Below are 21,788 nucleotides of genomic sequence, written 5' to 3' on the forward strand. Positions count from 1 at the left end.
TATAGGCTATGTTCGCGTTAATAGTTGAAATCGCTTAAAAATTCAGAGCCAGCTTGAAATGGGTCTCTGAATAACTTTCCTTGGTCAATATCGAGCCGATGATTGAAGCAGGGTTCGGCTGCTCGATTAACAGGTGTCGGCGGCAGGGCAGATTTTTGCTCCTCGGCAATTGCTGAGTTACAAGGATGTAATGAATGCAGAAAATGCAGGAGCATTTTTTTGCCCTGCATCGCCTAAAGCGCCTACTGTTGGTGCCCTAATACACGCCATCCTTGGTGTAATGCAAAATCTACATTCATGCCATCCTTGGCAATCAGTCGCCGCCGTCAAGCCTACATGCAGGTATTTACCCAGCACCTAAATTATCTATGTAATCAATCATGGCCAATGAGCTATGGAATTTAGTGGCTGAGCGATTGCCTCGTCTTTTTATTCGGGTTTCGGCCGTTCGATTATTTCAATGGCATTACCGTCAAAATCTCGGCAAAACAATGCTTGGCGTCCGGAAATGCTCAATGTATACCGAAAGCCGCTGTTATCGAGGGCTTCCTTGACTGGAGATAGGTCCGAACATGTTAATGCGACATGGCGATCTCTTCCTCCGTGGACTGGCCGACCAGAAGTTGGGTCGGGATTCTCCAGTTCCAATAAATGAATTTGTTGTTCGCCAAGTTGAAGCCAAGCGCCCGGGAATGGAAGGTTCGGCCGTTCTGTTTGTTGAAGTCCTAATATATCCCGGTAAAAATACAAGGACTTTTCGGTATCGGAGACGATAAGACTAATATGGTGTATGGCAAGGTTAAATTTGGACATAGTATTCTTGTATTGGTTGTTATTGATTCGATTATACTTCGCTCGGCTGTATTGTTGGAGTTTATATGCCTATCGTAGATCAATAGTTGCCATCGAAGAGGGAATCAAAGGGCGCCGCGTTGTGAACCCAGCATCTAAATTATCCGAGATAGCTAACCACAGTCAATGAATAATGGGATTTAGATGCTGGCATTACGGCGTTCTGTCAAGCGAGTTACCAAAACCGCTACAAATCTCATAGCTCCAGGAAGTTATTTTTCACGAAATCTTAATGCTAGGTGAGGACCGAGTACCTCGGAGCTTTTTAGTCACAGCTGAAATTTGAAGCGCGAAAGGTATAAACTGCCGAAATCAGGTTTATAAACGTTAGAGGCGCGGCTCTGTTTTTCAGGCGCTATTTTTATCCGACAATTCCTCGATAAGTTCGGTTTTTTTTGTAATGAATTGTTGAATCAAAGCTTGTAATTTATCGAAATGCCGGTCTGTTTCGAGGAAGTCTTTCGAAATCAAATTTTGCTCTAATGTTAGGGCCTGTTGACGGATATCCGTTAAACCGCAGAAACTGACCGAACCATGCAGCTTATGGGTGATCGATAAGGCTTGTTGCCATTGTCGATGGCGTAGTGCTTTTTGAATTGAGTCAAGTTGTTGAGGAAGCTCCTCGTATAGTTTGTTTAAGATGGTTAATGCCAAGTCTCGGTCGTAAGCGGTTTTAGCCAGGAGTTGCTGCGCATAACCGGCCTGCTTTGGAGAGTCGCTTAAAGCCTCACGAGGTTCGGTGGGGCGCCAGAGAGCGACGATTTCCTCTAGTTGCTCGGATAAAATCGGTTTAATAAGACATTCGTCGAAGCCAAGGGCGATGATGTCTTTGCGTTGGTTTGGTAACGCATGCGCCGTTACGGCGATAACGGGAGTATCCCTATTCGGATTTTCGGTATGTCGTAGGATTTCAATTAATTCAAAGCCGTTATGGCCCGGCATTTGTAGGTCTAAAAAAACCAAGTTAAATTGTTTGCTCTTTAGATAATTCAAAGCTTCTATTCCATCTTCTGTCGCGGTAATTTGATCGCAATGATCTTGCAATTGATTGACGAACAGTAAGCGGTTAATGGAATTGTCGTCGGCGATTAATATTGAAAATTTACGGGGCGATAGGGACGGTTTCTTTTGATCGCCAGGATTCGTCATATCCAATGGATGGTTACGAGTGGTGGTTGGGCCGGAGGCTTCGTTATCGTTGGGGCTGTTCTGTTTAAGGCGCCGGTAAGCCGCTAGGGCGACTAATCCTGCAGCTAAAACCGAGACAAAACCGATGAGAGCGCTGATCTTGATCCGTTTAAGCAATGGTGTCATCGAGATTTCTTGGGCCGGTTCAATGAATGCTTGTTGCGCCTGACTGTCCCGTATCGCTTGATATTCTGCTAACAGCACACCGGTTTGAGCGAGGTTGCTCATCAGCGTCGGTAAAAGCGCTATGATGAGGAGGTGTTTTAGTAAGAAGGATTTTTTCACTGCGGGAAGGCCAAGAGTAAAAATAAATTTGCGTATTTTAGTAAATGCTAATATTCTTTGGGTAACGCCGGTTCCAAACATTTATGTTTTCATTGTTGAATGTTTGCGTTTGAATGATGACGGTCCTAACCCGGTTTTAATCAATGTAGTGTCGTAATATTTGTTGTTTTTTGTTTTTCAATATTTTATGAACGACAAATGTTAAAGTAGGGTTAAGTTTCGTTCCAAGCCGGTGTATCTTTGAATCGACACAATGAGGTGCCGACATTTTCAGTGACATGCGGTTATTGAAAATGTTATTGATTGGGAATTTGTTTTCCAAGTCCAAAAACGGAAACGTCAACGTTTTCTGAATTAAACCAAATCGATCGAAATGTATAACTTTGCAAGGTCATGTTTTCGGCTTTTATGACAATGTTATTTTGTTCGCGAGCAAGGCGCCAAAACAGGCGATAAGCTATGCAACTGTTTTCGCAAAGCTTCCGCTCCTGCTAAGCCCCTTGCCTACATTCATGTAGGTAACGCAGCTACCGGGCAAAAGATCGCGTCAGCTTACCAGCAAATGTGGTCGTGCGAAGTCTTCAACAAGAATAATAGTGCATTTTGATTCATCACGAGGAGAAATTTATGGCTAAAATTGTAATATTAGGTGCCGGTATCGGTGGTGTTCCGATGGCCTATGAAATGAAAGAGTTGGTTAAAAATAATCACACAGTCACAGTGATATCCGATTCTCCGACGTTCCATTTCGTACCTTCGAATCCTTGGGTGCCGCCGAAATGGCGTAAACCGGAAGATCTGAAAATCGAATTAGCTCCGATTATGCAGAAAAAAGGGATCGAATTCATTCAAAAAGCGGCCGTGAAGGTCGATCCTCCCAACAATCAAATTCATTTAAACGACGGTACTGCGGTCGATTACGATTATTTAGTGATTGCAACCGGCCCCCGCCTTGCCTTCGATGAGGTGCCGGGACTAGGTCCGGAAGGTTATACGACTTCGGTTTGTCATGTCGATCATGCAGCCGTGGCTGCTCAGGATTGGGATAAATTTATGGAAGACCCAGGCCCGATCATCGTCGGCGCTGTGCAGGGCGCATCTTGTTTCGGTCCCGCTTATGAATATTTGATGATCCTAGAGACCGAGCTGCGTAAACGCAAAATACGCGACAAGGTGCCGATGACTTTCGTTACATCGGAACCCTACATCGGACATTTAGGCTTAGGTGGTGTCGGTGACACCAAAAGCATGTTAGAAAGCGTTTTGAGAGATAGAACGGTCAAGTGGGTGACTAACGCGAAAGTTGATCGTATCGAACAAGGCATGATGTATGTGACAGAAGTCGATGACGACGGCAACGAGAAGAAAAAGCATGAATTGCCATTCAAGCATTCCATGATGTTACCGGCGTTTACCGGGGTTGATGCGGTGCGTAATTGTGGCGTCGAAGGCTTGATGAATCCGCGGGGCTTTGTCGTCGTCGATGAATATCAGCGCAATCCGACTTTTAAAAATATTTACTCGGTCGGTGTTTGTGTGGCGATTCCACCGGTTGAAAAAACACCGGTCGCCACAGGTACTCCTAAAACCGGTTACATGATCGAGTCTATGGTAACCGCGACCGCGCATAATATCCGTGATGAATTGGCCGGAAAAGAGCCCTCCGACAAGCCGAGTCTGAGTGCATTGTGTCTGGCCGATTTGGGCGATACCGGAGTTGCATTTCTGGCGGTGCCGCAAATACCGCCGAGAAATACGACCTGGTCGAAAAAAGGGAAATGGGTGCACTTGTCCAAAATCATATTCGAGAAATATTTCATGCGCAAAGTCAGAAAGGGCATCAGCGAGCCGTTTTATGAAAAAATGATGCTGAAGTTTATGGGTGTTGTACGTCTTAAATAAAGCTATGCGTCTTAAATCACGAGGAGACAAATCATGAGTATCGATCGTTTAGTGATGGCATTTGCCGGCAGTTTTATATTGCTAAGTCTGCTTTTGGCGCATTTTCATTCACCGAACTGGTTATGGTTTACCGCATTTGTCGGTGCGAATTTATTTCAAGCGTCGTTTACCGGTTTTTGCCCGTTGGCGATGGTATTGAAAAAATTCGGCGTGAAATCGGGGTGTGCGTTTTAAGAACGAGGATTCAACATGCCAGGGAGGGCGGTATACCCTTTTATACACACGCTCGTTTTTGGCGTGTTGTCAATGAAGGGCAAGTCAGACGATGCTCTTTCAATGTTAGATTTTCAATGTAAGTGATTGATATATTAATTCGAAAGTCTTTTGTGTAAAAAGTAGTCAATTTACAAAAGTTGTAACAAATATGCGGCTTTAAGAAACAAGTCATCAAGTTGCTCACAGACTTATCCACAGCTTCTGTGAGTAACTTTTCAAGAGGTTATTTCTAGTTGAGAAAAAATTCGACCAAAGCCTCTGCGCTTCCTTAAGGCTATGTGTACGGTAATAGTTGAAAACACCCACCAGCACTTATAAATCCAAAGTGAATTGTAGTGTTCGTTGCGCGAACCGAAGTTTGAAGAGCGAAAAGTACAGTACCGATCTCGAAATTCTATTTATACCCATCGGATATCAAAATTCGGCACCGGGGTGCCCGTCAAAGGACGCCGTGAATACGTCCATGTAGGCTCTATGCCAGCTCCATGCTGATCCCTCACCTAGCGTTAGGTGAGGGATCGGATACCCCGGCGCTTCCTCAAGCACTACCGAAATTTGAAGTGTGAAAGATATAAGAAATCGTTGGCGTTATAACCGGGCTATAAACGCTTTTAATAGTTTGGCGGTATCGGCCATTCCTTTGTGTAGATTTTGTTCGATTTCAGTCATAGTGATTTCGCCTTCTGTTTTTCCTGCCGCCCAATTTGCGACGACCGCAAGCGCTGCGTAGTCAATGTGTTGCTCTCTGGCTAGAGCGGCTTCCGGCATGCCGGTCATGCCGACTAAGTCGCAGCCGTCACGTTCCATGCGTTGGATTTCAGCGGCGGTTTCAAGTCGTGGGCCTTGTGTGCAGGCGTATGTGCCAGTTGGCGTAACAGAAATCTTTGCACTTTCTGCAGCAGAGATCAGTTTTTCCCGTAGTTCTGTCGAATAAGGGCTAGTGAAGTCGATATGCGTGACTTCTTCGAGATCTTCTTCGAAAAAAGTGTGCTTACGTCCATAGCTATAGTCAATGATTTGATCGGGAACTGCGATATGAGCGGGAGCCATTTTTGACGTAATACCTCCAACCGCGGCCACGGCGACTATTTTTTGGACGCCAATCTCTTTGAGTCCCCAAATATTTGCGCGGTAATTGATTTTATGAGGCGGGATTGTATGCGGGTTGCCATGCCTGGCTAGAAAGACGACGGTTTTTTCATCAATCTCGCCGATGACGTAATCGGCCGAAGGTATGCCGAAAGGCGTTTCGATATGTTTTCGTTCGATGATTTTCAAGCCTTCAAGACGAGTCAATCCGGTTCCGCCGATGATTGCTAACTGTGTCATAGTCATTGTCCTAGTCGATTAAGTTATCCTGACAAGCGTAAATACCCGGCATGTTGCGTAGATAGCCTTTGTAATCCATCCCATAGCCAAACAAGTAGCGATCTTCGACCGAGAGTCCGACAAAATCGGCTTGGACCGGTTTTTCGCGGTCTAAAACCTTATCGACCAATACCGCACTGTAGACCGAAGTCGCGCCTTCCGATAAACAATATCGGTAGATCGCCTCCAACGTGATGCCTTCGTCTAAAATGTCGTCGACGATTAGAACCGTTCTGCCTTGCAGCGGCGTTCTCGGTTTTAAGACCCATTCGATAGTACTGCCGGATGTTTGGTTTTGATAGCGACTGGCATTTATCGCGTCGACGGTCAAGGGAATATTCAAACGAGTCAGGAGTTCGCCGCCGATGACCAAGCCGCCGTTCATGACGCATAGAAAAATAGGATTTCTATCCGCCAGAAGCAGGTTGATTTTATGAGCCATGGTGTCAATAGCCGCGTCGACTTCCTGCTTGTTGTGTAGTAGGTCGGCGGTTGATTGGACGTGGTCGATTTCTTCAAGCATATTCATTGGAAAGTTGTGCGATTTGTTGTGATATTAGTTGCCATTGGCTAGATGCTTGGAGAATTGCTCTGGTCATTTTGGGTTTGCCGCGCATCGCATCAAGTCGTTGTGCTCTGAGTGGATCGCTCTTGATCGGTACGCTGTCGAGCACTTGTTCAGCCGCTTTGGGATTGTTGCAAACTAATAGCATGTCGCAACCGGCATGTTGAGCTAATTTCGCGCGTTCGGAAAAATCGCCGGCCATCGCGGCTCCTTCCATGTTTAGGTCGTCGCTAAATATGGCACCGTTGAAATTAAGTTCGCGCCGTAAGATGTTTTGCAGCCATTTTTCGGAGAATCCGGCAGGCATGTTGTCTACGGCAGGGTAGACGACATGCGCGGGCATGACGGCTTCCAAACCTTGTTCGATTAATAATTTAAACGGAACTAAGTCCTTGGCTCGGATTTCGTTTAGTTCCCGTTCGTCGATCGGTAATGCCATATGCGAATCGGCGGCTACCGCGCCGTGTCCAGGGAAATGCTTGCCCGTTGCGGCCATGCCGGCCGATCGCATGCCTTTGCGAAAGCTGGCCGCTAATTGGGCTGTGAGTTGTGGATCGGGCGAGAACGATCGGTCGCCGATGACTTCGCTGATGCCGCAATCGACATCAAGTACGGGAGCGAAGCTAAAATCAATGCCGACGGACAGCATTTCTGATGCCATCAGCCAACCAGCCGCTTCGGCGAGTTCGGGCTGTTCACGATAACAGTTGGCCGGCGGTAAGCGCGTAAAGTCTTGCTTGAATCGTTGTACGCGCCCCCCTTCCTGGTCGACAGCGATGAGTATAGGGCCTTTGCGGGCCATGCGAATGCTGTCGATCAAAGCGATAAGTTGTTCGGGTGATTCGTAATTGCGGGAAAAAAGAATCACCGCGCCGGTGTTGGGGTGATGGATCTTTTCTTGCTCATGAGCAGTTAAAGTCAAGCCTTCAACATCGATCATGATGGGGCCGATTGCGGAATTAGTGGTCATATTTCCGAGTTAACATTGTTAATTAAATAAGTAAAACTGGCTTATACTTAAGCGATTATTGTTTAATCAGGAGTTAAGCGTGCGTTTTTTGTTGCTATTTTTAGGGTTGATTTTTTCCGGTTGGGTTTTGGCCCAGGATGCCGCCGACGATGCACAGCCGGCCATAGAATATTTGGAAATGTCGCCTAAGTTTACCGTGAATTTGGACGTACCTCGAAAATATTTATTGATCAATGTGCAATTGATGGTAGAGGGTAAGGATAATATGGAAAAAATAAAAAAACATTTGCCGGCGCTAAGGCACGAATTGATTATGTTATATAGCGGTCGGAATGCCAACGAATTGGGAACCAAGGAGCAAAGGGAAGCCTTACGCCTGGAAAGTGTCGAAGCCGTTAGGAATGCGCTCAATAAATATGATAATAGCGACGGCCTTAGAGATGTGTTTTTTTCCGAGTTTTTGGTTAATTAGTTTAGAGCTCCCTTGTTAAAAGGTCGTCAAATGTGGATTTAATCTTTGGAAGCAGCTCTTCCAGTTGGTGTTCCGTGTAAGGAACGGCGTCGAATTTCCCCCAGACCGGGGCCGGCCATGCTTTATCCAAGCGATAGCGCACAATGTGATGGATATGCAGTTGTGGTACCAGATTGCCGATTGCGGCCACATTCATTTTGTCGGCTTTGAAAAGCCCGGCTAGTCGTTCTGCTAGTTGGCACGACTCCTCTTGTAATAACGAGCGATCAGTAGGCGCCAATTGATAAATTTCACGGATATCGCCAATTTCAGGTACTAAAATGAACCAAGGGAATTGGCTGTCGTTCATTAGCAGTAGTTGGCATAATTCCAAGCGTCCGAGCCGGATGCAATCTTTTTGTAGTTGTGGATGTAACTGAAAGGTCATAAGATTAGACTTGAAATAAAAGTATAAAACGATGTATGTTGACTTGCTATTCTAACTATAACTATAAGAAAAGGATAAGATTATGTCGGCGCAGTTATTTTCAAGCCAAGAGCGGGTAAGCGATGATCGGCTTAAAGTTTCTTTTCGGTTTATATTAGGCTTCTATGCAATTATCCCTATTTGTTTATTAGTGGAATGGTTCGATATTCTACTTTGGCAAGGTAGTTTGCGAGAGATGTTGCCGAGCCGTCCGGAGCATTTCCTGTTATTCCAGTTGTTGTTCGGAACGCCGCATATCATTGCTAGCGCGTTGATTTTGACCGCTAATCGCGAATACTTCGGGTATTACCGGCACCGAATCATGATGATGACGTTGGTGCTTGCGGTATTTTTCGGTATCGGCGGTCTATTTATTCCTTATCGCGTATTTTATATTATGGTTGCGGCTTGGACGGTCTACCATGTACTTAAGCAGCAGCACGGTATTGCGCGAGGCGTTTGTAAGCTTCCGACATGGCCTTATCGTTTGATGTTGGGATTGAGTGTTGCCGCCGGTTTATTGATTTATCTCGGTATTTTTCTCAAGAATAGCTTGGAGCCTGAGCAAGCTGATTGGCTTAGTCATATCGCCGGTACCTTAACTTTAGCTCTTTTATTGGCTACTATTTGGTGTCAGCGCTATGTAACGACAGGGCTCGGCAAGCTGTTTCTTTGGGCGAATACCATGCTTGTAGTGAGCACTTACTATTTGTTCGTTCAGCAATACTATTTTCTGGCGATTTTGGCGCCTCGATTGGTTCATGATGCGACGGCTTATTCTTTTTATGTGACCCACGATTATAATCGTCATGGTAGGCAAGCCCGAAACTTTATCTATCGTTGGGCGCAAGTATGCAATATACCAGTGCTTTTGGTCTTACCGCTGTTGTCTTTTGGGGCAGCTCTCCTTCTGCATCAATACGGAGACGCCGCTGTTGAGTTTCTGACCGAGTTCTTATTCGGCGTGGAAATTCGTAAAGCGGTCAGTTTAGGTGTGATAGGCTATTTAGCGTTGCTGCATTACTATACCGAGGCGTTTACCTGGAAGAACGACTCGCCTTACCGAAAGTTTATTGCTTTTTCAAAATGATGGACTCGGCTAATTCGATTTGTACCCTTATATGCCAATCGTAGATCAAAATTCGGCGCCCGGGTGGCTGTCAAAGGCGCAGCACCTAAATTATCCAAGACAATTAACCATGACCAATGAGCTATGGAATTTAGGTGCTTGTTTTACGGCGGTCCTCGATAGACACGCTCTATAACGATCATGAAGGCCCGGCCTCGCCCCAGTAAATGAAAGTTCTCTGGGTGGGCGGAGGGTGCGGTCACTCGCCCGACAGGACGCCGTGAACCCAGCACCTAAATTATCCAAGATAGTTAACCATAGCCAATGAGCTATGGAATTTAGGTGCTGGGTGAATACGTCCATTTAGGCTCGACTGCGGCTCGAGCGCCAAGGATGGCGCGAATGCAGATTTTGCATTACGCCATGGATGGCGTGTATTAGGGCAATGCAGGAGCAATTGCCGAGGAGCAAAAATCTGCCCTGCCGCCGACGCCTGTCGGTCGAGCAACCGCACCCTCTCCGGAACCGGCATTTTCTCTGTCGAGCGCCGTATATCGAAAAATTAGATAAAGAGCTAAAATCTACGAACTTTCACAGTACTAAAATGATGTCGCTCGATTTTTCACTACGAAAGGAGTAGGTTCATCTTATGGTTTGTTCCGCCGGTTGACTGATCAAGATATGGGGCTAATCTTTCAGCGTAAACCCGACTTTAATAGTGACTTGCCAGTGCGCCACTTTGCCTTGGTCGATATGGCCGCGGGTTTCGACGACTTCCAGCCAGCGCAAATCGTGCAACGTATTAGCCGCTTTTGCGACGGCCTTTTCGATGGCGTCTTGAATGCTGACGGATGATGAGCCGGTCAATTCGATTTTTTTGTAAATATGGTCAGACATGGTGTGTTCCTCGCTGTTGATAAAGGTGGTCTAATTCTTTTAGCCTTTGCGGCGTTCCGATATCCATCCAGAAACCGTTAAATATTTCCCCCGACACCCTATTTAGACGCATGGCTTCGCGTAAAATCGGTGCAAGTTTGAGGGTGCCTTGTCGGCTCTCGGCAAATAAATCCGGATGATAAAGCCCAATACCGCTGAAAGTATATTTTTCGGCAACACTATCGCTTAATAGATCGCCGTTAAATCCGAAATCGCCTGATGGGTGATGTTCGGGGTTGTTGACTAAAACCAAATGCGCAAGATCGATTTCGCGTTGTTTGAGCGTTTTAAATGGAAAATTCGTTGCGATATCGCCGTTTACGACCAGAAAGGGTTTGTTATCCAGCAAAGGCAAAGCGCGGATAATGCCTCCGGCTGTTTCCAGTGGTGTTTCGCCCTCGTCCGAATAAGCGATGCTCACGCCGAATCGGCGGCCATCGCCCAGGTAGTCGATGATTTGGCTTCCCAGATGCGCCACATTGATTACAATATCGCTAAAACCCGCATCGCGCAAATCCTCCAGCAAATGCACGATAAGCGGTTTAGCGCCTACCATCAATAAAGGCTTAGGCTGGCGGTCGGTTAAAGGACGCATTCTTTCGCCGCGGCCCGCGGCTAGAATCATCGCTTTCATGTTTTTCTCCGGAAAGCCGGCAGAATTTGCCGATTTAGAAAGTCTGCAAATTCGGATAGTTCAGGATAGTGGGTGCTGGTTTCGGTAACATAATTTATTGTTCGAGGAATATCATTAAGATAAGCGGACTTTCCGTCTCGTAAGTGTAATCTCGCGAAAATGCCGATAGCTTTTAAGTGACGCTGTAAACCCATCAGGTCGAACCAACGTTTGAATTGCGCTTGACTGCAGTCGATCGTTCCATGTTGAAGAAGGCGCTGAAAATAACCGTTTCTCCAATGATCGATTTGCGCTTTCGGCCAACTGATATAGCAATCTTTCAGCAGCGATACCAAATCGTAGGTGACCGGGCCTATTACCGCATCTTGGAAATCGATTATTCCAGGTTTGTCGTCGCCAAGGTCCATTAGGTTGCGTGAATGATAGTCACGATGTACGAAGGTTAAGGGTTGTTCCAAGGCTGAAGTAATCAGAAATTCATTGACTTCGGTTCTGAGCGGTTCGGGGATGGGAATATTCAGGAGGTGCGAAGTAAACCATTCCTCGAAAATACTTAGTTCCCGAATTAGCAGCGGTCGATCGTAATGAGGAATTTCGAGGTTATTGATCGCAATCAGTGTTTGTTGTTGAAACAAACTGTCGAGGGCGTATTGATACAGGCGTTCTGCGTTCGATGGCTTAAGACAGTCCAAATAGCAAACTTTACCGAAGTCTTCGAGTAATAAAAAGCCGTATGCGAGGTTCGATTGAAAAATTGTCGGCACATGAATACCGGGAACGGATAAAAGCTTGGCGACCTTGATAAACGCCTCGATATTTTCTTTGTCGGGTGGCGCGTCCATGACAATGTAAGTCGTTCCTTGCGAGTATATTCTGAAATAGCGGCGAAAACTGGCATCACTCGATGCCGGTTCAAAACGGTCAATGGCTAGCGACAGATCGTTCGATAGCCAATCGAGCATTAAAGCGGCTCGAGGGTCTTCGTTGGTCATAGTGGAATGGGATTCTTTAAGTTATATTGCTGGAGTAAATTGAGGTAGAATGTCCGTTCGGCATTTTATTCTATTTAAGCCTAATCAAGCCATACTTACTCCCATACTTACCTATGCACTGCCGCATCATTTTATTGTTTTTCTTATTGCTTAGCTCGACTTGTTCTCAGGCGAATGAGCCGGCGTGGGATTGTGAACAAAACAGCAGCGGAGAATGGGTTTGCGGGGCCGATGTGCCGATTGTTGAAAGCTCAAAGTCTGTTACGGTTTCGGAGAGCACTGAGGCAGCGGGCAGTTCTGTCGTTACGCAAAAAAACGTTCCTAGTCTCGACAAGGTTGCGAAAAATCCTCTGGAAGCGAATAAGCAAAATCAGCCGCAGCAGGAGATTGTTCAGTTAGAGCCGCCGCGCAAAATCGCAAGAGCCGCAGGATGGGATTGCGCTGCCGGAGAAGGAGATGAAACCTGGAATTGCAGTTTGACCGGTACCGATCCGAAAGGCAAGCCGCGTGTGATGCCGGATGAGCGGCGTAGTTTCAGCTTATTGTCGCCTGCTTTCGATCATGAGCAGGAACTGAATTTCGATATTATGCATTCGCAATTGCCTTACGATCCCTGGGAAAACTGCACAACATCATTAGGCGCTCCGCCTGGATTTTTATCGACCAAAGATCTACGGGACGAGACACCTATAGATGTTCGGGCCGATTATTCGGAAATTTTCGATAATGAAATTACCGGTTTTTTCGGTAATGTCGATATTGTTCGGGCTGATCAACGTATGGCCGCAGACACCATGCATTACGATACCGTGTCGCAAACTCTCGATGCGCAAGGACACGTTTATTACAGTGAAGACGCGCTGTCTTTATACAGCGATACGATGATGTTGAAACTGGCAAGCGATGAAGCCCGGTTGCGTAATACTCTGTTCATTTCGCCGACGACGCCGTTGAGAGGCAGCGCGCGAACCGTCTACCGTGATAGCAAGGTTTTGTCACGTTACAATGAAGTCGCCTTCACAAGCTGTAAGCCCGGCAATACCGATTGGGTTTTGCATGCATCGGACTTAAAGCTGAACAAGGAAAGCGGCGAAGGTTCGGCTAAACATGCTTGGCTCGAGTTTAAAGGCGTGCCGGTGATCTATACGCCTTATATCAGTTTTCCGCTCGATGATCGCCGCAAATCCGGGTTTTTAGCGCCGAATTTATCCGTTAACGATAGAAACGGCTACGATGTCGCCCTGCCTTATTATTGGAATATCGCACCTAATTACGACTTGACCTTTCGTCCTCGGTATATGACAAATAGAGGAATGCAGTGGGGCGGCGACTTTAGACATTTGTCCGAAATGACCAACAGTCGCTTGCAATTTGAAGTGTTGCCGGATGATCAAATACGTAATAAAACGCGATATCTCGCCGGTGTTCAAAATACCACGACATTTTTGCCGAATTTAATTTCAACGATCGATGCAAGTTATGTCTCCGACGACGATTATTTCGACGATATGGGCAATAGTATTACGATTAACGATACTCGTTTTTTAAGAAGCCATGCCGACATTCGTTATAGCATGCCGGGCGTATCATTCTTTTCGCAGCTTGAAAACTATCAGACGACGGATAGAACCATTCCAAAAGAGTTTCAGCCCTATCGCAGGCTGCCCCAAGCGAGGTTGGATTTAAATCATTCGTTCGACTTTATGCCAGTCGATGTCTCTATGGGGTCGGAATATGTCTATTTTCAACAAGACCAGCGCGTTAGCGGTCAACGCTTCAACATAGAGCCGGCTGTCGCCGTTCCGCTAGAAGTGGCAGGTGTTTATTTAACACCAAAATTGTCGCTCAAACACACTCAATATATGCTGGAAAATCAGGCGGCAGGCAAGCCCGGTAGCATTACTCGGACCTTGCCGATATTTTCGGCCGATACCGGGTTTACGCTGGAGCGAGAGTTCGGATCAGGCGAATCGTCTTATGTTCACACGATTGAGCCGCGTTTGTTTTATCTCTATATTCCCTATAAAGATCAGAGCGATATTCCGTTGTTCGATACCGGAGAATACGACTATAACTTCTACAGTCTATTCCGGGAAAACCGTTTCAGCGGCTCCGACAGGGTCCAGGATGCCAATCAAGTGACGACGGCTTTGACTAATCGAATCATCGATCCGCGAACGGGCCGCGAAAACATGAGGCTTAGCATCGGCGAAATTTTTTATTTTCGCGATAGGCTTGTTCAACTGGATGATATCGATCCAAGAACTGGTCTTCCACGAGTTGAAAATGATGCTGGTAATCCGATTTTTGTCAATCAACAATCCTCGACCAATAGTTTCGCTAATTTGATTGCCGAATTCAGTGCGCAATTGACCGAGCATTTGTCCCTGAGGACAGCCGGGCAGTGGGATCATGTACAAAACGAACTAACCCGAGGTGAAGTGGCGCTGCGGTATACGAACAAGCCCGAACAGTTGGTTAATTTAGGGTATCGTTTTCGCCAGGATTTAACGGAAGTGGCGGATTTCTCTTTTCGCTGGCCGATCTATGATAATTGGTATGCGGTTGGGCGATGGCAGTATTCAATGTTGTTTGATAGAACGGTGGAAAGTTTCGCAGGCTTTGAAAAAGAAAGTTGCTGCTGGCGTTTTAGAGTCATCGGACGGCGTTATATTAATAGTATTAATGTGTTTGCCGGCCAAGAGCCTACCGGTGAAGCGCAAACCGGTGTATTTGTTCAGTTGGAATTGAAAGGCTTAACGGCATTCGGCGACCGCTTGGATGAATTTTTCGAACGAAATATCTACGGCTATGTCAGACCGCAATAAACTAACTGTTTGTTACTGTGAAAGTATGCGAAGCGGGTGCGGTTGCTCGATCGACAGGCGTCGGCGGCAGGGCAGATTTTTGCTCCTCGGCAATTGCTCCTGCATTGCCCTAATACACGCCATCCATGGCGTAATGCAAAATCTGCATTCGCGCCATCCTTGGCGCTCGAGCCGCCGTCGAGCCTACATGGACGTATTCACCCAGCACCTAAATTCCATAGCTCATTGGCTATGGTTAACTATCTTGGATAATTTAGGTGCTGGGTTCACGGCGACCTGTCGGGCGAGTGACCGCACCCTCCGCTACCAGAGAACTTTTATTTGCCGGGGCGATGGCTAGACCTTCATGAACGTTACTATGAAAAAGCATTTTATCAGCGGCGTTTTGATCGCATTAATCAGTATTTCCGTACCGGTTTTTTCGCAGACACTGGATCGTATCGTTGCAATTGTCGAAGATGATGTGATTCTCGATGGCGAGTTGCAAGCGGAAGTCGATGTCATTGCGCAACGCATCAAAGCCAGTAACGCGGTAGTGCCGCCGTCGTATATTTTGCGCAAGCAAGTGCTTGAAAAATTGATTATCGAAAAGCTGCAGCGGCAGCTGGCAGAAAGGTCCGGCATCGCCTTGAATGATGAAATGTTGGCTAGTGCCGCGGCAGACATCGCGCGCAGAAATAATATGACGCCGGCAGAATTTCGTGTCGAACTGGAAAAACAGTCGATTTCTTATCGCAGTTTTTTGGAAAACCTGCGTAACGAAGTCATCATTAATCAGTTGCGGGGCAGAGAAATCGGCAGTCGCGTTAATGTTAGCGATCGGGAAGTCGAGCATTTTCTCGAAACCGAAAGTAAACTCGGCGGCGAAGCCACTCAATACCATTTAGGGCATATTCTGGTGGCGATTCCGGAAGGCGCTTCGTCGTCAGTGATACAGAAAGCCAAACAAAAAGCCGAGGAAATTATTCAGGACTTACGGGGCGGGCGGGATTTCGTGCAGGTGGCGATGAGTCGATCCGACAGCAGCGAAGCCTTGACCGGAGGCGATTTAGGTTGGCGCTCGATTAATCAGGTGCCCACTTTATTTGTCGATGAGGTCGGCGACCTGAAGCAGGGGGATGTTTCGGACCCGATTCGAAGTCCCAGCGGCTTCCATGTCATAAAAATGCTAGAGCTCAAAGGCGGCGATCAGCAGCATATTGTGACTAAGACGCATGTTCGTCACATATTGATCAAAACCAATGAGCTGATTGACGACGACGAAGCGAAAAAAAGACTGAATAACTTAAAGCGCAGAATTGCCGATGGCGATAGTTTCGATGCGCTGGCCAGAGCGCATTCCGATGATAAAGGGTCCGCACTTAATGGTGGAAGTTTGGATTGGGTGGCGCCCGGTGCGTTGGTTCCCGAGTTCGAAAAGGCGATGAATGCATTGGCGATCGACGAAATTAGTAAACCGGTTCAAACGCAATTCGGTTGGCATCTGATACAGGTGCTCGGTAGAAAGCAGCAAGACGATAGTGAGGACTACAAAAAGGAACAAGTAAGAGAAGCGATTCGTAAACGTAAGATTGAAGAAGAAACCGAATTATGGCTGCGGCGTTTGCGTGATGAAGCTTATGTTGAGGTATTTCATGATAGGCTTTGATTCGATGAGGTTTGCTTTAAATTCATGTTTAGCACGATAATCGCACGATTGGCATCGAGACCTCAATGAGACTTAAGGAAGACAGGATAATACAGTGTTTAAGGCGGGTTATCGAAACGCAAGCATTGCACGAAGAGCGACAAATGCTTCAGCAAATACTGGATGAATTAAACCTGGGGTTATTGGATTGCGCAGCTGCTTTGTTGCATCTGCAACAGCTTGAAGGCGGCATGCGAATGATGCCGGAAACGAATGTTTTGGATTCGTCTATTTCGGACATAGTTTCCGTTATACCCAAAATGGTTCGTTATCGGTTGTCGGTCGGTCATAAACATGGCGCGTCGAAAGAGATAATCAAAGATGTGTTGGTCGATGAATCCGGTGTCGAAAGGAAAATGATTCGCCTTGTCGATATACGTAACGAATTTACTATTGTGGAATTACCGGAAGGCATGCCGGAGGATATTTTTCAACATTTGAAAACGATTGAGATTCAACGGCAAAAGCTGGATATCAAAAAAATAAACGCTAATTCAAACAAGAAAAGAGCGAATAATGCGCGTCGGCGAAAAAAGCGTATGTCTCGGTTTGATAGCAAGGACCCGGAAAAGCTTAAATGTAAAGAATTGGCTTAAGGATTTTCTAATGTACCCAACCATCGTAGATCAAAATTCGGCGTCGGGGGGCCGTCAAAGGAGGCCGTGAGCCCAGCCTCTCACCTATCGTTAGGTGAGGGACCCGGTGCCTCCTTAGGCACTGCCGAAATTTGAAGTGCGAAAGGTATAATGACTAAAAAATATCAAAACAATGGCGAGACTGAAGTGGCAATAATGATGGCATAGGCTGTTAATGGTCAGTCACTTACATTTAATTGAAAATGCTGTATCTTCAAGTCCTTCATGCTCTTAATGGTAAAAGATAAATAACTCTTTTTGGAGTTATAGCCCGCCTTAGGATTTCGTGATAAATAACGTCTTGGAACTATGAGCTTTGTTGAGGGTTCGGTAACTCGCTTTGCAGGACGCCGTGAATACGTCCGTGTAGGCTTGACGGCGGCGACTGATTGCCATGGATGGCATGAATGCAGATTTTGCAGGAGCAAAAAATCTGCCCTGCCGCCGACACCTGCCAATCGAGTTACCAAATCCTTAATCGAGTTACAAATGATCATAGAGCGATAAATATTGTTTAGCGCTACTATTCCACGAAAAGTCTTTTCTCATGGCATTGGTTTGCAGTTGTGTCCAAATTTCCGGAACCCTGTATAAAATCAACGCGCGTTTGATGGCTTCCAGAAGCGAACTGGGGGTCGATTCATTGAAGGTAATTCCGGTTGCCGTTTTGTTGTCAATCGTATGGGGTAGAGCATCGACTACAGTATCTGCAAGGCCGCCGGTTTTCCTTACGATCGGCAAAGTTCCATAGCGTTGACTATACATTTGGTTTAATCCGCAGGGCTCGAAGCGCGATGGCATCAAAAAAATATCGCTTCCCGCTTCTATCCAATGAGCCAATTGTTCATCGTAGCCGATAGTAATCGACATTTTTTCAGGGTAGGCTTCGGCAAAATTATATAAACGTTGTTCGAAGCTTTTGTTGCCGCTACCGAGTAAGACAAATTGTACTGGCATACTTAATAATTCCGGCAAGCATTCTAATAGCAAGTCGATACCTTTTTGTTCAACCAAACGGCTAATTAATCCGAAAATGGGAATCGACGGCTCGAGAGGCAGTGAGAGCCGTTCTTGTAATGCGGCCTTATTGGTTTGTTTGTGATGGAGCGTTTTATGGCTGTAGCGTTGGACGATGTTGCTGTCGAATTCGGGATTCCAGTCATTGTCGGTTCCGTTGAGTATACCGCTTAGAAATTCCTTGCGATGGGTTAACAAGCCTTCTAGCCCGTAACCAAATTCGGATGATTGAATTTCTTTGGCATAGGTGGGACTTACCGTCGTTACTCGATCGGAACAAGCAATGCCGCCTTTTAAAAACGACATGTTGCCGTAATACTCAAGTGCATTTGGATTCCAAAGCTGTCTTGGAAGATTAAGCGCATGGTAGGTCGAGTGGGGAAAGATTCCTTGGTAGGCCATGTTATGGATCGTAAAAATGGTTGCCGGACGGTTGTATTCCAGCGTCAATAAGGCGGGAACTAGGCCGCTTTGCCAGTCGTTGCAGTGGACGATTTCCGGTTTCCAATCTAAGTAGGCTCTGTTCATCGCGACTTCTACGGTTATGCGGCAGAACAGCGAAAAGCGATCGGCACTGTTTGCCCAGGCATTACCGTATTCATCGTGATATGGATTGCCCGGGTAGTCAAAAAACTGGGGGCAATCGATCAGCCATACAATCACTTTTGATTCCGGCAAGCGGGTTTCGAGAATATTGACATCGCAATTATTGATTCTCAACGTACACCGATGTTGGACGTTTTCGGTTTTTTTTATAGCTTGATAGTTAGGAATGATGATACGGATATCCTGGCCTAGATCCGCCAAAGCCTTAGGTAAGCTGCTTGAAACATCTGCCAAGCCGCCGGTTTTTATTAAAGGATGTGCTTCACTTGTAACAAAAAGAATTCGTTTCATAATTAAATTTAAAGGCAGTCAAAATTCGGTTCTAGGCATATCAAGGAATTAAGTTTACCGAGGTATATTTCACCAAAATAGCCGATTGAGGGTTTATTGGCTCACTGTCAGCTGTAGTAGAATCGTCCGACTTTATTGAAGAATCAGTTTAACCCAGCTTTAACAAATGTAGTGTCTACGGCCTATGTTGTTGAATCATAAGGATTAAAAAATGCGCTAAAAATGGCTTTGTAGTGCCGTAATATTTTTTTATCATAATATTCAAAACTTATGTTCGGTAAGTGTTAAGGCTGGGTTAAGTTCGCGTTCGGGGTGGCGGCAGTTCTATTTGGCGGATATTTCTCCCGTAGGTGCGCCTATTACGCATAAATATCGAAGCGAATTTACTATAAGCTTGGCCGCCGTCAGTTAATTTGCGGTGCGCAACGGTACGCTGGGTTTTCTTTCTCAAACAGGACTCTATTTAGGGAGCAGAGTTGTTTATGACTTTCGTTTGCCGCGTCAAGATGATTCCGCCTAGCGGAGGTAAAGTCAAGTATATCGATTGTTGGCGTCCCATCCAAGGCTCCGGTTCCGATAGTATCTCGCGGTTGCCGACGTTGCTGCCTTCATAATAGGCAGAGTCTGAATTAAAGATTTCAAAATAAACCCCTTCGAAAGGCACGCCGATATGATAGTTTTCTCTCACAATCGGTGTGAAATTAAGTATGATGATCAAATCATCATTGGTGCCTTTGCGGCGGTAGCTGATAACCGATTGTTCGACATCATGGCAATCGATCCAGTCAAAGCCGCTGTGATTGAAGTCGTATTGGTGAAGTGCGGGGTGGTTTTTATACAAATGATTAAGATCTTTGACCAAAGTTTGCAAGCCTTGGTGTTGAGGATGCTGAAGTAGATACCAATCTAGGGGTTGGTTGAAATTCCATTCGGTGCCTTGCCCGAACTCAGTGCCCATAAACAATAATTTTTTACCCGGGTAGGTAAACATCAAGGTGTAAAGTAGGCGCAAATTTGCAAATTTTCGCCATTCGTCTCCCGGCATTCTGTTGAGTAACGAGCCTTTGCCGTGAACGACTTCATCGTGAGAAAACGGGAGGACGAAATTTTCGGTAAAGGCATAAAGTAAGCCGAAGGTCAGTTGATCGTGGTGATAACGCCTGTGTATCGGGTCGCGGCTTATATAATCGAGAATGTCGTGCATCCAGCCCATGTTCCATTTCATCGAAAAACCGAGGCCTCCTGTCCAGGTCGGGCGGGTTACCTGAGGCCAAGCGGTCGACTCCTCTGCCATCATGACTGTACCAGGGTGTTGTTCATGCGTTACGGTATTGAGTTCTCGCAAAAAAGCGATGGCTTCGAGATTTTCGTTGCCGCCATACATGTTGGGAATCCAGTCGTTTTCATCGCGGGAATAATCCAGATAAAGCATTGATGCGACGGCGTCGACCCTAAGGCCGTCAAGGTGAAATTCTTCAAGCCAAAATATCGCGCTCGCCAGTAAGAAATTTTTGACTTCGTTGCGGCCGAAGTTAAAAATCAGGGTGCCCCAATCTCTATGCTCGCCTTTGCGTGGGTCTTCGTGCTCATAGAGTGCGCTACCGTCAAACCGAGCCAGTGCGAAAAAATCCTTCGGAAAATGCGCGGGAACCCAGTCTAAAATAATGCCGATGTTATTTTGATGAAAGAGGTCGATAAAATACCTGAAATCGTCGGGTGATCCGTGTCGACTGGTCGGAGCGAAGTAGCCCGTCGATTGGTAACCCCAAGACGCATCGAAAGGATGCTCGGTGATCGGCAGTAACTCGATATGAGTAAAACCCATGTTCTTGACGTAGTGAAGCAATTGCTTCGCGAGCTCCCGGTAATTCAAGAAATTTCCGGCATCACCCCGTTGCCACGAACCTAAATGCACTTCGTAAATCGACATCGGTTCGTGTTGCCAGTCGCGGGTTTTGCGATCAGTCATCCATTTCGCATCTTGCCATTGATAGGCTTCTTCTTTGACGACAATCGAAGCGGTTTTAGGACGATGCTCATATTGCTGGGCATAAGGGTCTGTTTTAATTAAAATTTCTTGGCTTTGACAGTTCAGTATTTCGAATTTATATAAACAGCCCGCGTCGAGACTCGGAATAAAAAGCTCCCAGATCCCGCTGTTGCCTAGCACCCGCATTAAGTGACAGCGGCCGTCCCAGCGGTTAAAATCGCCGACCACGCTAACGCGCCCCGCGTTCGGAGCCCAGACGGTAAATAATACGCCATCGATTCCGTCGACCTTATATCGATGTGCGCCAAGTTTTTGGTAGATATGCCAATGCTTGCCTTCGCCGAACAAATGACGATCGAATTCGGGCAACTGCTCGGGAAAGTCATAAGGGTCGTAATCGGTATGTTGTTGGCCTTCTTTGTCGATCCAAGAAATTTGATAATGTTCTGGTAATTCGCCGGGCTGAGCGGTATATTCAAAAAAGTCAGTTTCTGCGAGTCGAAGTATTTCAGGGCCTTTCTCAGCAAAACGGACCGAATCGGCGTAAGGCAAATAGAGTCTTAGCTTGGTCAGGTTGTTATCGTTGAGGCGGCCTAGAACGGAAAAAGGATCGTGATGTTTGGCTTCAATGATTTTGCATAAATCATCACACAGCGGCATATTGGATTGCTTTTTCACTTCGAAACGCCTCAATGTAGTAGAATGATTTTTATCGGAATGTTACCACCTAAGCAACAGATGTAATAGTCAATTCCAGAA

The 21,788-nt window shown here is 46.2% G+C and carries 19 protein-coding genes; 7 read left to right on the plus strand and 12 right to left on the minus strand.

All coding sequences use genetic code 11. The annotated features are described in order from the left end of the window. Positions 1-17: 17 nt before the first annotated feature. The 3 genes from ACINK7_RS02710 to ACINK7_RS02720 form a co-directional block, all read right to left on the minus strand. Complete coding sequence (locus tag ACINK7_RS02710; RefSeq protein WP_404359739.1) at positions 18-230, minus strand: hypothetical protein; 213 nt, start codon at positions 228-230, stop codon at positions 18-20. Positions 231-429: 199 nt separating this feature from the next. Next, positions 430-813, minus strand: a complete 384-nt coding sequence (locus ACINK7_RS02715; RefSeq protein WP_404359740.1) for a VOC family protein — start codon at positions 811-813, stop codon at positions 430-432. Between the two features lie 387 nt (positions 814-1,200). Then, entirely contained in the window at positions 1,201-2,268 is a 1,068-nt protein-coding gene (locus tag ACINK7_RS02720) for a response regulator (RefSeq protein ID WP_404359741.1), read from the minus strand. A 684-nt stretch (positions 2,269-2,952) separates the two neighbouring features. Here ACINK7_RS02720 and ACINK7_RS02725 point away from each other — a divergent pair. Both ACINK7_RS02725 and ACINK7_RS02730 read left to right on the plus strand, forming a co-directional pair. Further along, positions 2,953-4,227, plus strand: a complete 1,275-nt coding sequence (locus tag ACINK7_RS02725) for an NAD(P)/FAD-dependent oxidoreductase (RefSeq protein ID WP_404359742.1) — start codon at positions 2,953-2,955, stop codon at positions 4,225-4,227. A 33-nt stretch (positions 4,228-4,260) separates the two neighbouring features. Next, positions 4,261-4,461, plus strand: coding sequence for a DUF2892 domain-containing protein (locus ACINK7_RS02730; protein ID WP_125218177.1), 201 nt, complete (start codon positions 4,261-4,263; stop codon positions 4,459-4,461). Positions 4,462-5,091: 630 nt separating this feature from the next. On the opposite strand, the gene ACINK7_RS02735 is transcribed toward ACINK7_RS02730, so the two are convergent. The 3 genes from ACINK7_RS02735 to nagZ are packed head-to-tail and all read right to left on the minus strand — an operon-like array spanning position 5,092 to position 7,406. Next, positions 5,092-5,832: an S-methyl-5'-thioinosine phosphorylase gene (locus tag ACINK7_RS02735; RefSeq protein ID WP_404359743.1), complete on the minus strand. Its 741-nt coding sequence runs from the start codon at positions 5,830-5,832 to the stop codon at positions 5,092-5,094. Positions 5,833-5,842: 10 nt separating this feature from the next. Then, entirely contained in the window at positions 5,843-6,394 is a 552-nt protein-coding gene (locus ACINK7_RS02740; protein WP_404361405.1) for a hypoxanthine-guanine phosphoribosyltransferase, read from the minus strand. Then, a complete protein-coding gene (gene nagZ / locus ACINK7_RS02745) occupies positions 6,387-7,406 on the minus strand; it encodes a beta-N-acetylhexosaminidase (protein ID WP_404359744.1) in 1,020 nt (339 codons plus the stop codon). Before nagZ ends, ACINK7_RS02740 begins: the two co-directional genes overlap by 8 nt. 79 nt (positions 7,407-7,485) lie before the next feature. Here nagZ and fliL point away from each other — a divergent pair, with 79 nt between their 5' ends. Continuing rightward, positions 7,486-7,878, plus strand: a complete 393-nt coding sequence (gene fliL / locus ACINK7_RS02750) for a flagellar basal body-associated protein FliL (RefSeq protein WP_404359745.1) — start codon at positions 7,486-7,488, stop codon at positions 7,876-7,878. A gap of 1 nt (position 7,879) precedes the next feature. On the opposite strand, the gene ACINK7_RS02755 is transcribed toward fliL, so the two are convergent. Next, the gene (locus tag ACINK7_RS02755; protein WP_404359746.1) at positions 7,880-8,305 is read right to left on the minus strand and encodes an HIT domain-containing protein; all 426 of its coding nucleotides are present in this window, start codon (positions 8,303-8,305) and stop codon (positions 7,880-7,882) included. Positions 8,306-8,387: 82 nt separating this feature from the next. Between ACINK7_RS02755 and ACINK7_RS02760 the strand changes: the two genes are divergently transcribed. Then, entirely contained in the window at positions 8,388-9,434 is a 1,047-nt protein-coding gene (locus ACINK7_RS02760; RefSeq protein ID WP_404359748.1) for a hypothetical protein, read from the plus strand. Between the two features lie 666 nt (positions 9,435-10,100). Here the strand turns inward: ACINK7_RS02760 and ACINK7_RS02765 are convergent. Genes ACINK7_RS02765 through ACINK7_RS02775 form a run of 3 tightly spaced genes read right to left on the minus strand, consistent with a single transcriptional unit; the run spans position 10,101 to position 11,975 of the window. Continuing rightward, positions 10,101-10,310, minus strand: a complete 210-nt coding sequence (locus tag ACINK7_RS02765) for a dodecin (RefSeq protein ID WP_341326473.1) — start codon at positions 10,308-10,310, stop codon at positions 10,101-10,103. Beyond that, positions 10,303-10,983: an N-acetylmuramate alpha-1-phosphate uridylyltransferase MurU gene (gene murU / locus ACINK7_RS02770; protein WP_404359750.1), complete on the minus strand. Its 681-nt coding sequence runs from the start codon at positions 10,981-10,983 to the stop codon at positions 10,303-10,305. The genes ACINK7_RS02765 and murU overlap by 8 nt, the downstream gene beginning before the upstream one ends. Next, on the minus strand, positions 10,980-11,975 hold the full coding sequence (locus ACINK7_RS02775) for an aminoglycoside phosphotransferase family protein (RefSeq protein WP_404359752.1): 996 nt from the start codon (positions 11,973-11,975) through the stop codon (positions 10,980-10,982). The genes murU and ACINK7_RS02775 overlap by 4 nt, the downstream gene beginning before the upstream one ends. A gap of 113 nt (positions 11,976-12,088) precedes the next feature. On the opposite strand from ACINK7_RS02775, the gene ACINK7_RS02780 reads away from it, so the two are divergent. The 3 genes from ACINK7_RS02780 to ACINK7_RS02790 all read left to right on the plus strand — a co-directional run bounded on the left by ACINK7_RS02780 (position 12,089) and on the right by ACINK7_RS02790 (position 17,086). Beyond that, on the plus strand, positions 12,089-14,803 hold the full coding sequence (locus ACINK7_RS02780) for an LPS-assembly protein LptD (RefSeq protein ID WP_404359754.1): 2,715 nt from the start codon (positions 12,089-12,091) through the stop codon (positions 14,801-14,803). Positions 14,804-15,161: 358 nt separating this feature from the next. Next, on the plus strand, positions 15,162-16,451 hold the full coding sequence (locus ACINK7_RS02785) for a peptidylprolyl isomerase (RefSeq protein WP_404359756.1): 1,290 nt from the start codon (positions 15,162-15,164) through the stop codon (positions 16,449-16,451). Positions 16,452-16,594: 143 nt separating this feature from the next. Further along, positions 16,595-17,086, plus strand: coding sequence for a DbpA RNA binding domain-containing protein (locus tag ACINK7_RS02790; protein ID WP_404359758.1), 492 nt, complete (start codon positions 16,595-16,597; stop codon positions 17,084-17,086). A 522-nt stretch (positions 17,087-17,608) separates the two neighbouring features. Here ACINK7_RS02790 and glgA read toward each other — a convergent pair. Together glgA and glgB are read right to left on the minus strand one after the other, a co-directional pair. After that, positions 17,609-19,039 (minus strand): glycogen synthase GlgA, encoded by a 1,431-nt coding sequence (gene glgA, locus ACINK7_RS02795; protein ID WP_404359760.1) that lies wholly within the window; start codon positions 19,037-19,039, stop codon positions 17,609-17,611. A gap of 463 nt (positions 19,040-19,502) precedes the next feature. Then, positions 19,503-21,707 (minus strand): 1,4-alpha-glucan branching protein GlgB, encoded by a 2,205-nt coding sequence (glgB, locus tag ACINK7_RS02800; RefSeq protein WP_404359762.1) that lies wholly within the window; start codon positions 21,705-21,707, stop codon positions 19,503-19,505. Positions 21,708-21,788: the final 81 nt, after the last annotated feature.

Origin of the sequence: Methylotuvimicrobium sp. KM1 (assembly GCF_044788715.1) — a bacterium.
GTDB lineage: Bacteria > Pseudomonadota > Gammaproteobacteria > Methylococcales > Methylomonadaceae > Methylotuvimicrobium.

Coding starts and splice junctions, on each gene's coding strand:
- ACINK7_RS02710 (WP_404359739.1), bottom strand. CDS start 230: ATGCAGGGCAAAAAAATGCTCCTGCATTTTCTGCATTCATTACATCCT.
- ACINK7_RS02715 (WP_404359740.1), bottom strand. CDS start 813: ATGTCCAAATTTAACCTTGCCATACACCATATTAGTCTTATCGTCTCC.
- ACINK7_RS02720 (WP_404359741.1), bottom strand. CDS start 2,268: ATGAGCAACCTCGCTCAAACCGGTGTGCTGTTAGCAGAATATCAAGCG.
- ACINK7_RS02725 (WP_404359742.1), top strand. CDS start 2,953: ATGGCTAAAATTGTAATATTAGGTGCCGGTATCGGTGGTGTTCCGATG.
- ACINK7_RS02730 (WP_125218177.1), top strand. CDS start 4,261: ATGAGTATCGATCGTTTAGTGATGGCATTTGCCGGCAGTTTTATATTG.
- ACINK7_RS02735 (WP_404359743.1), bottom strand. CDS start 5,832: ATGACACAGTTAGCAATCATCGGCGGAACCGGATTGACTCGTCTTGAA.
- ACINK7_RS02740 (WP_404361405.1), bottom strand. CDS start 6,394: ATGCTTGAAGAAATCGACCACGTCCAATCAACCGCCGACCTACTACAC.
- nagZ (WP_404359744.1), bottom strand. CDS start 7,406: ATGACCACTAATTCCGCAATCGGCCCCATCATGATCGATGTTGAAGGC.
- ACINK7_RS02755 (WP_404359746.1), bottom strand. CDS start 8,305: ATGACCTTTCAGTTACATCCACAACTACAAAAAGATTGCATCCGGCTC.
- ACINK7_RS02760 (WP_404359748.1), top strand. CDS start 8,388: ATGTCGGCGCAGTTATTTTCAAGCCAAGAGCGGGTAAGCGATGATCGG.
- ACINK7_RS02765 (WP_341326473.1), bottom strand. CDS start 10,310: ATGTCTGACCATATTTACAAAAAAATCGAATTGACCGGCTCATCATCC.
- murU (WP_404359750.1), bottom strand. CDS start 10,983: ATGAAAGCGATGATTCTAGCCGCGGGCCGCGGCGAAAGAATGCGTCCT.
- ACINK7_RS02775 (WP_404359752.1), bottom strand. CDS start 11,975: ATGACCAACGAAGACCCTCGAGCCGCTTTAATGCTCGATTGGCTATCG.
- ACINK7_RS02780 (WP_404359754.1), top strand. CDS start 12,089: ATGCACTGCCGCATCATTTTATTGTTTTTCTTATTGCTTAGCTCGACT.
- ACINK7_RS02785 (WP_404359756.1), top strand. CDS start 15,162: ATGAAAAAGCATTTTATCAGCGGCGTTTTGATCGCATTAATCAGTATT.
- ACINK7_RS02790 (WP_404359758.1), top strand. CDS start 16,595: ATGCTTCAGCAAATACTGGATGAATTAAACCTGGGGTTATTGGATTGC.
- glgA (WP_404359760.1), bottom strand. CDS start 19,039: ATGAAACGAATTCTTTTTGTTACAAGTGAAGCACATCCTTTAATAAAA.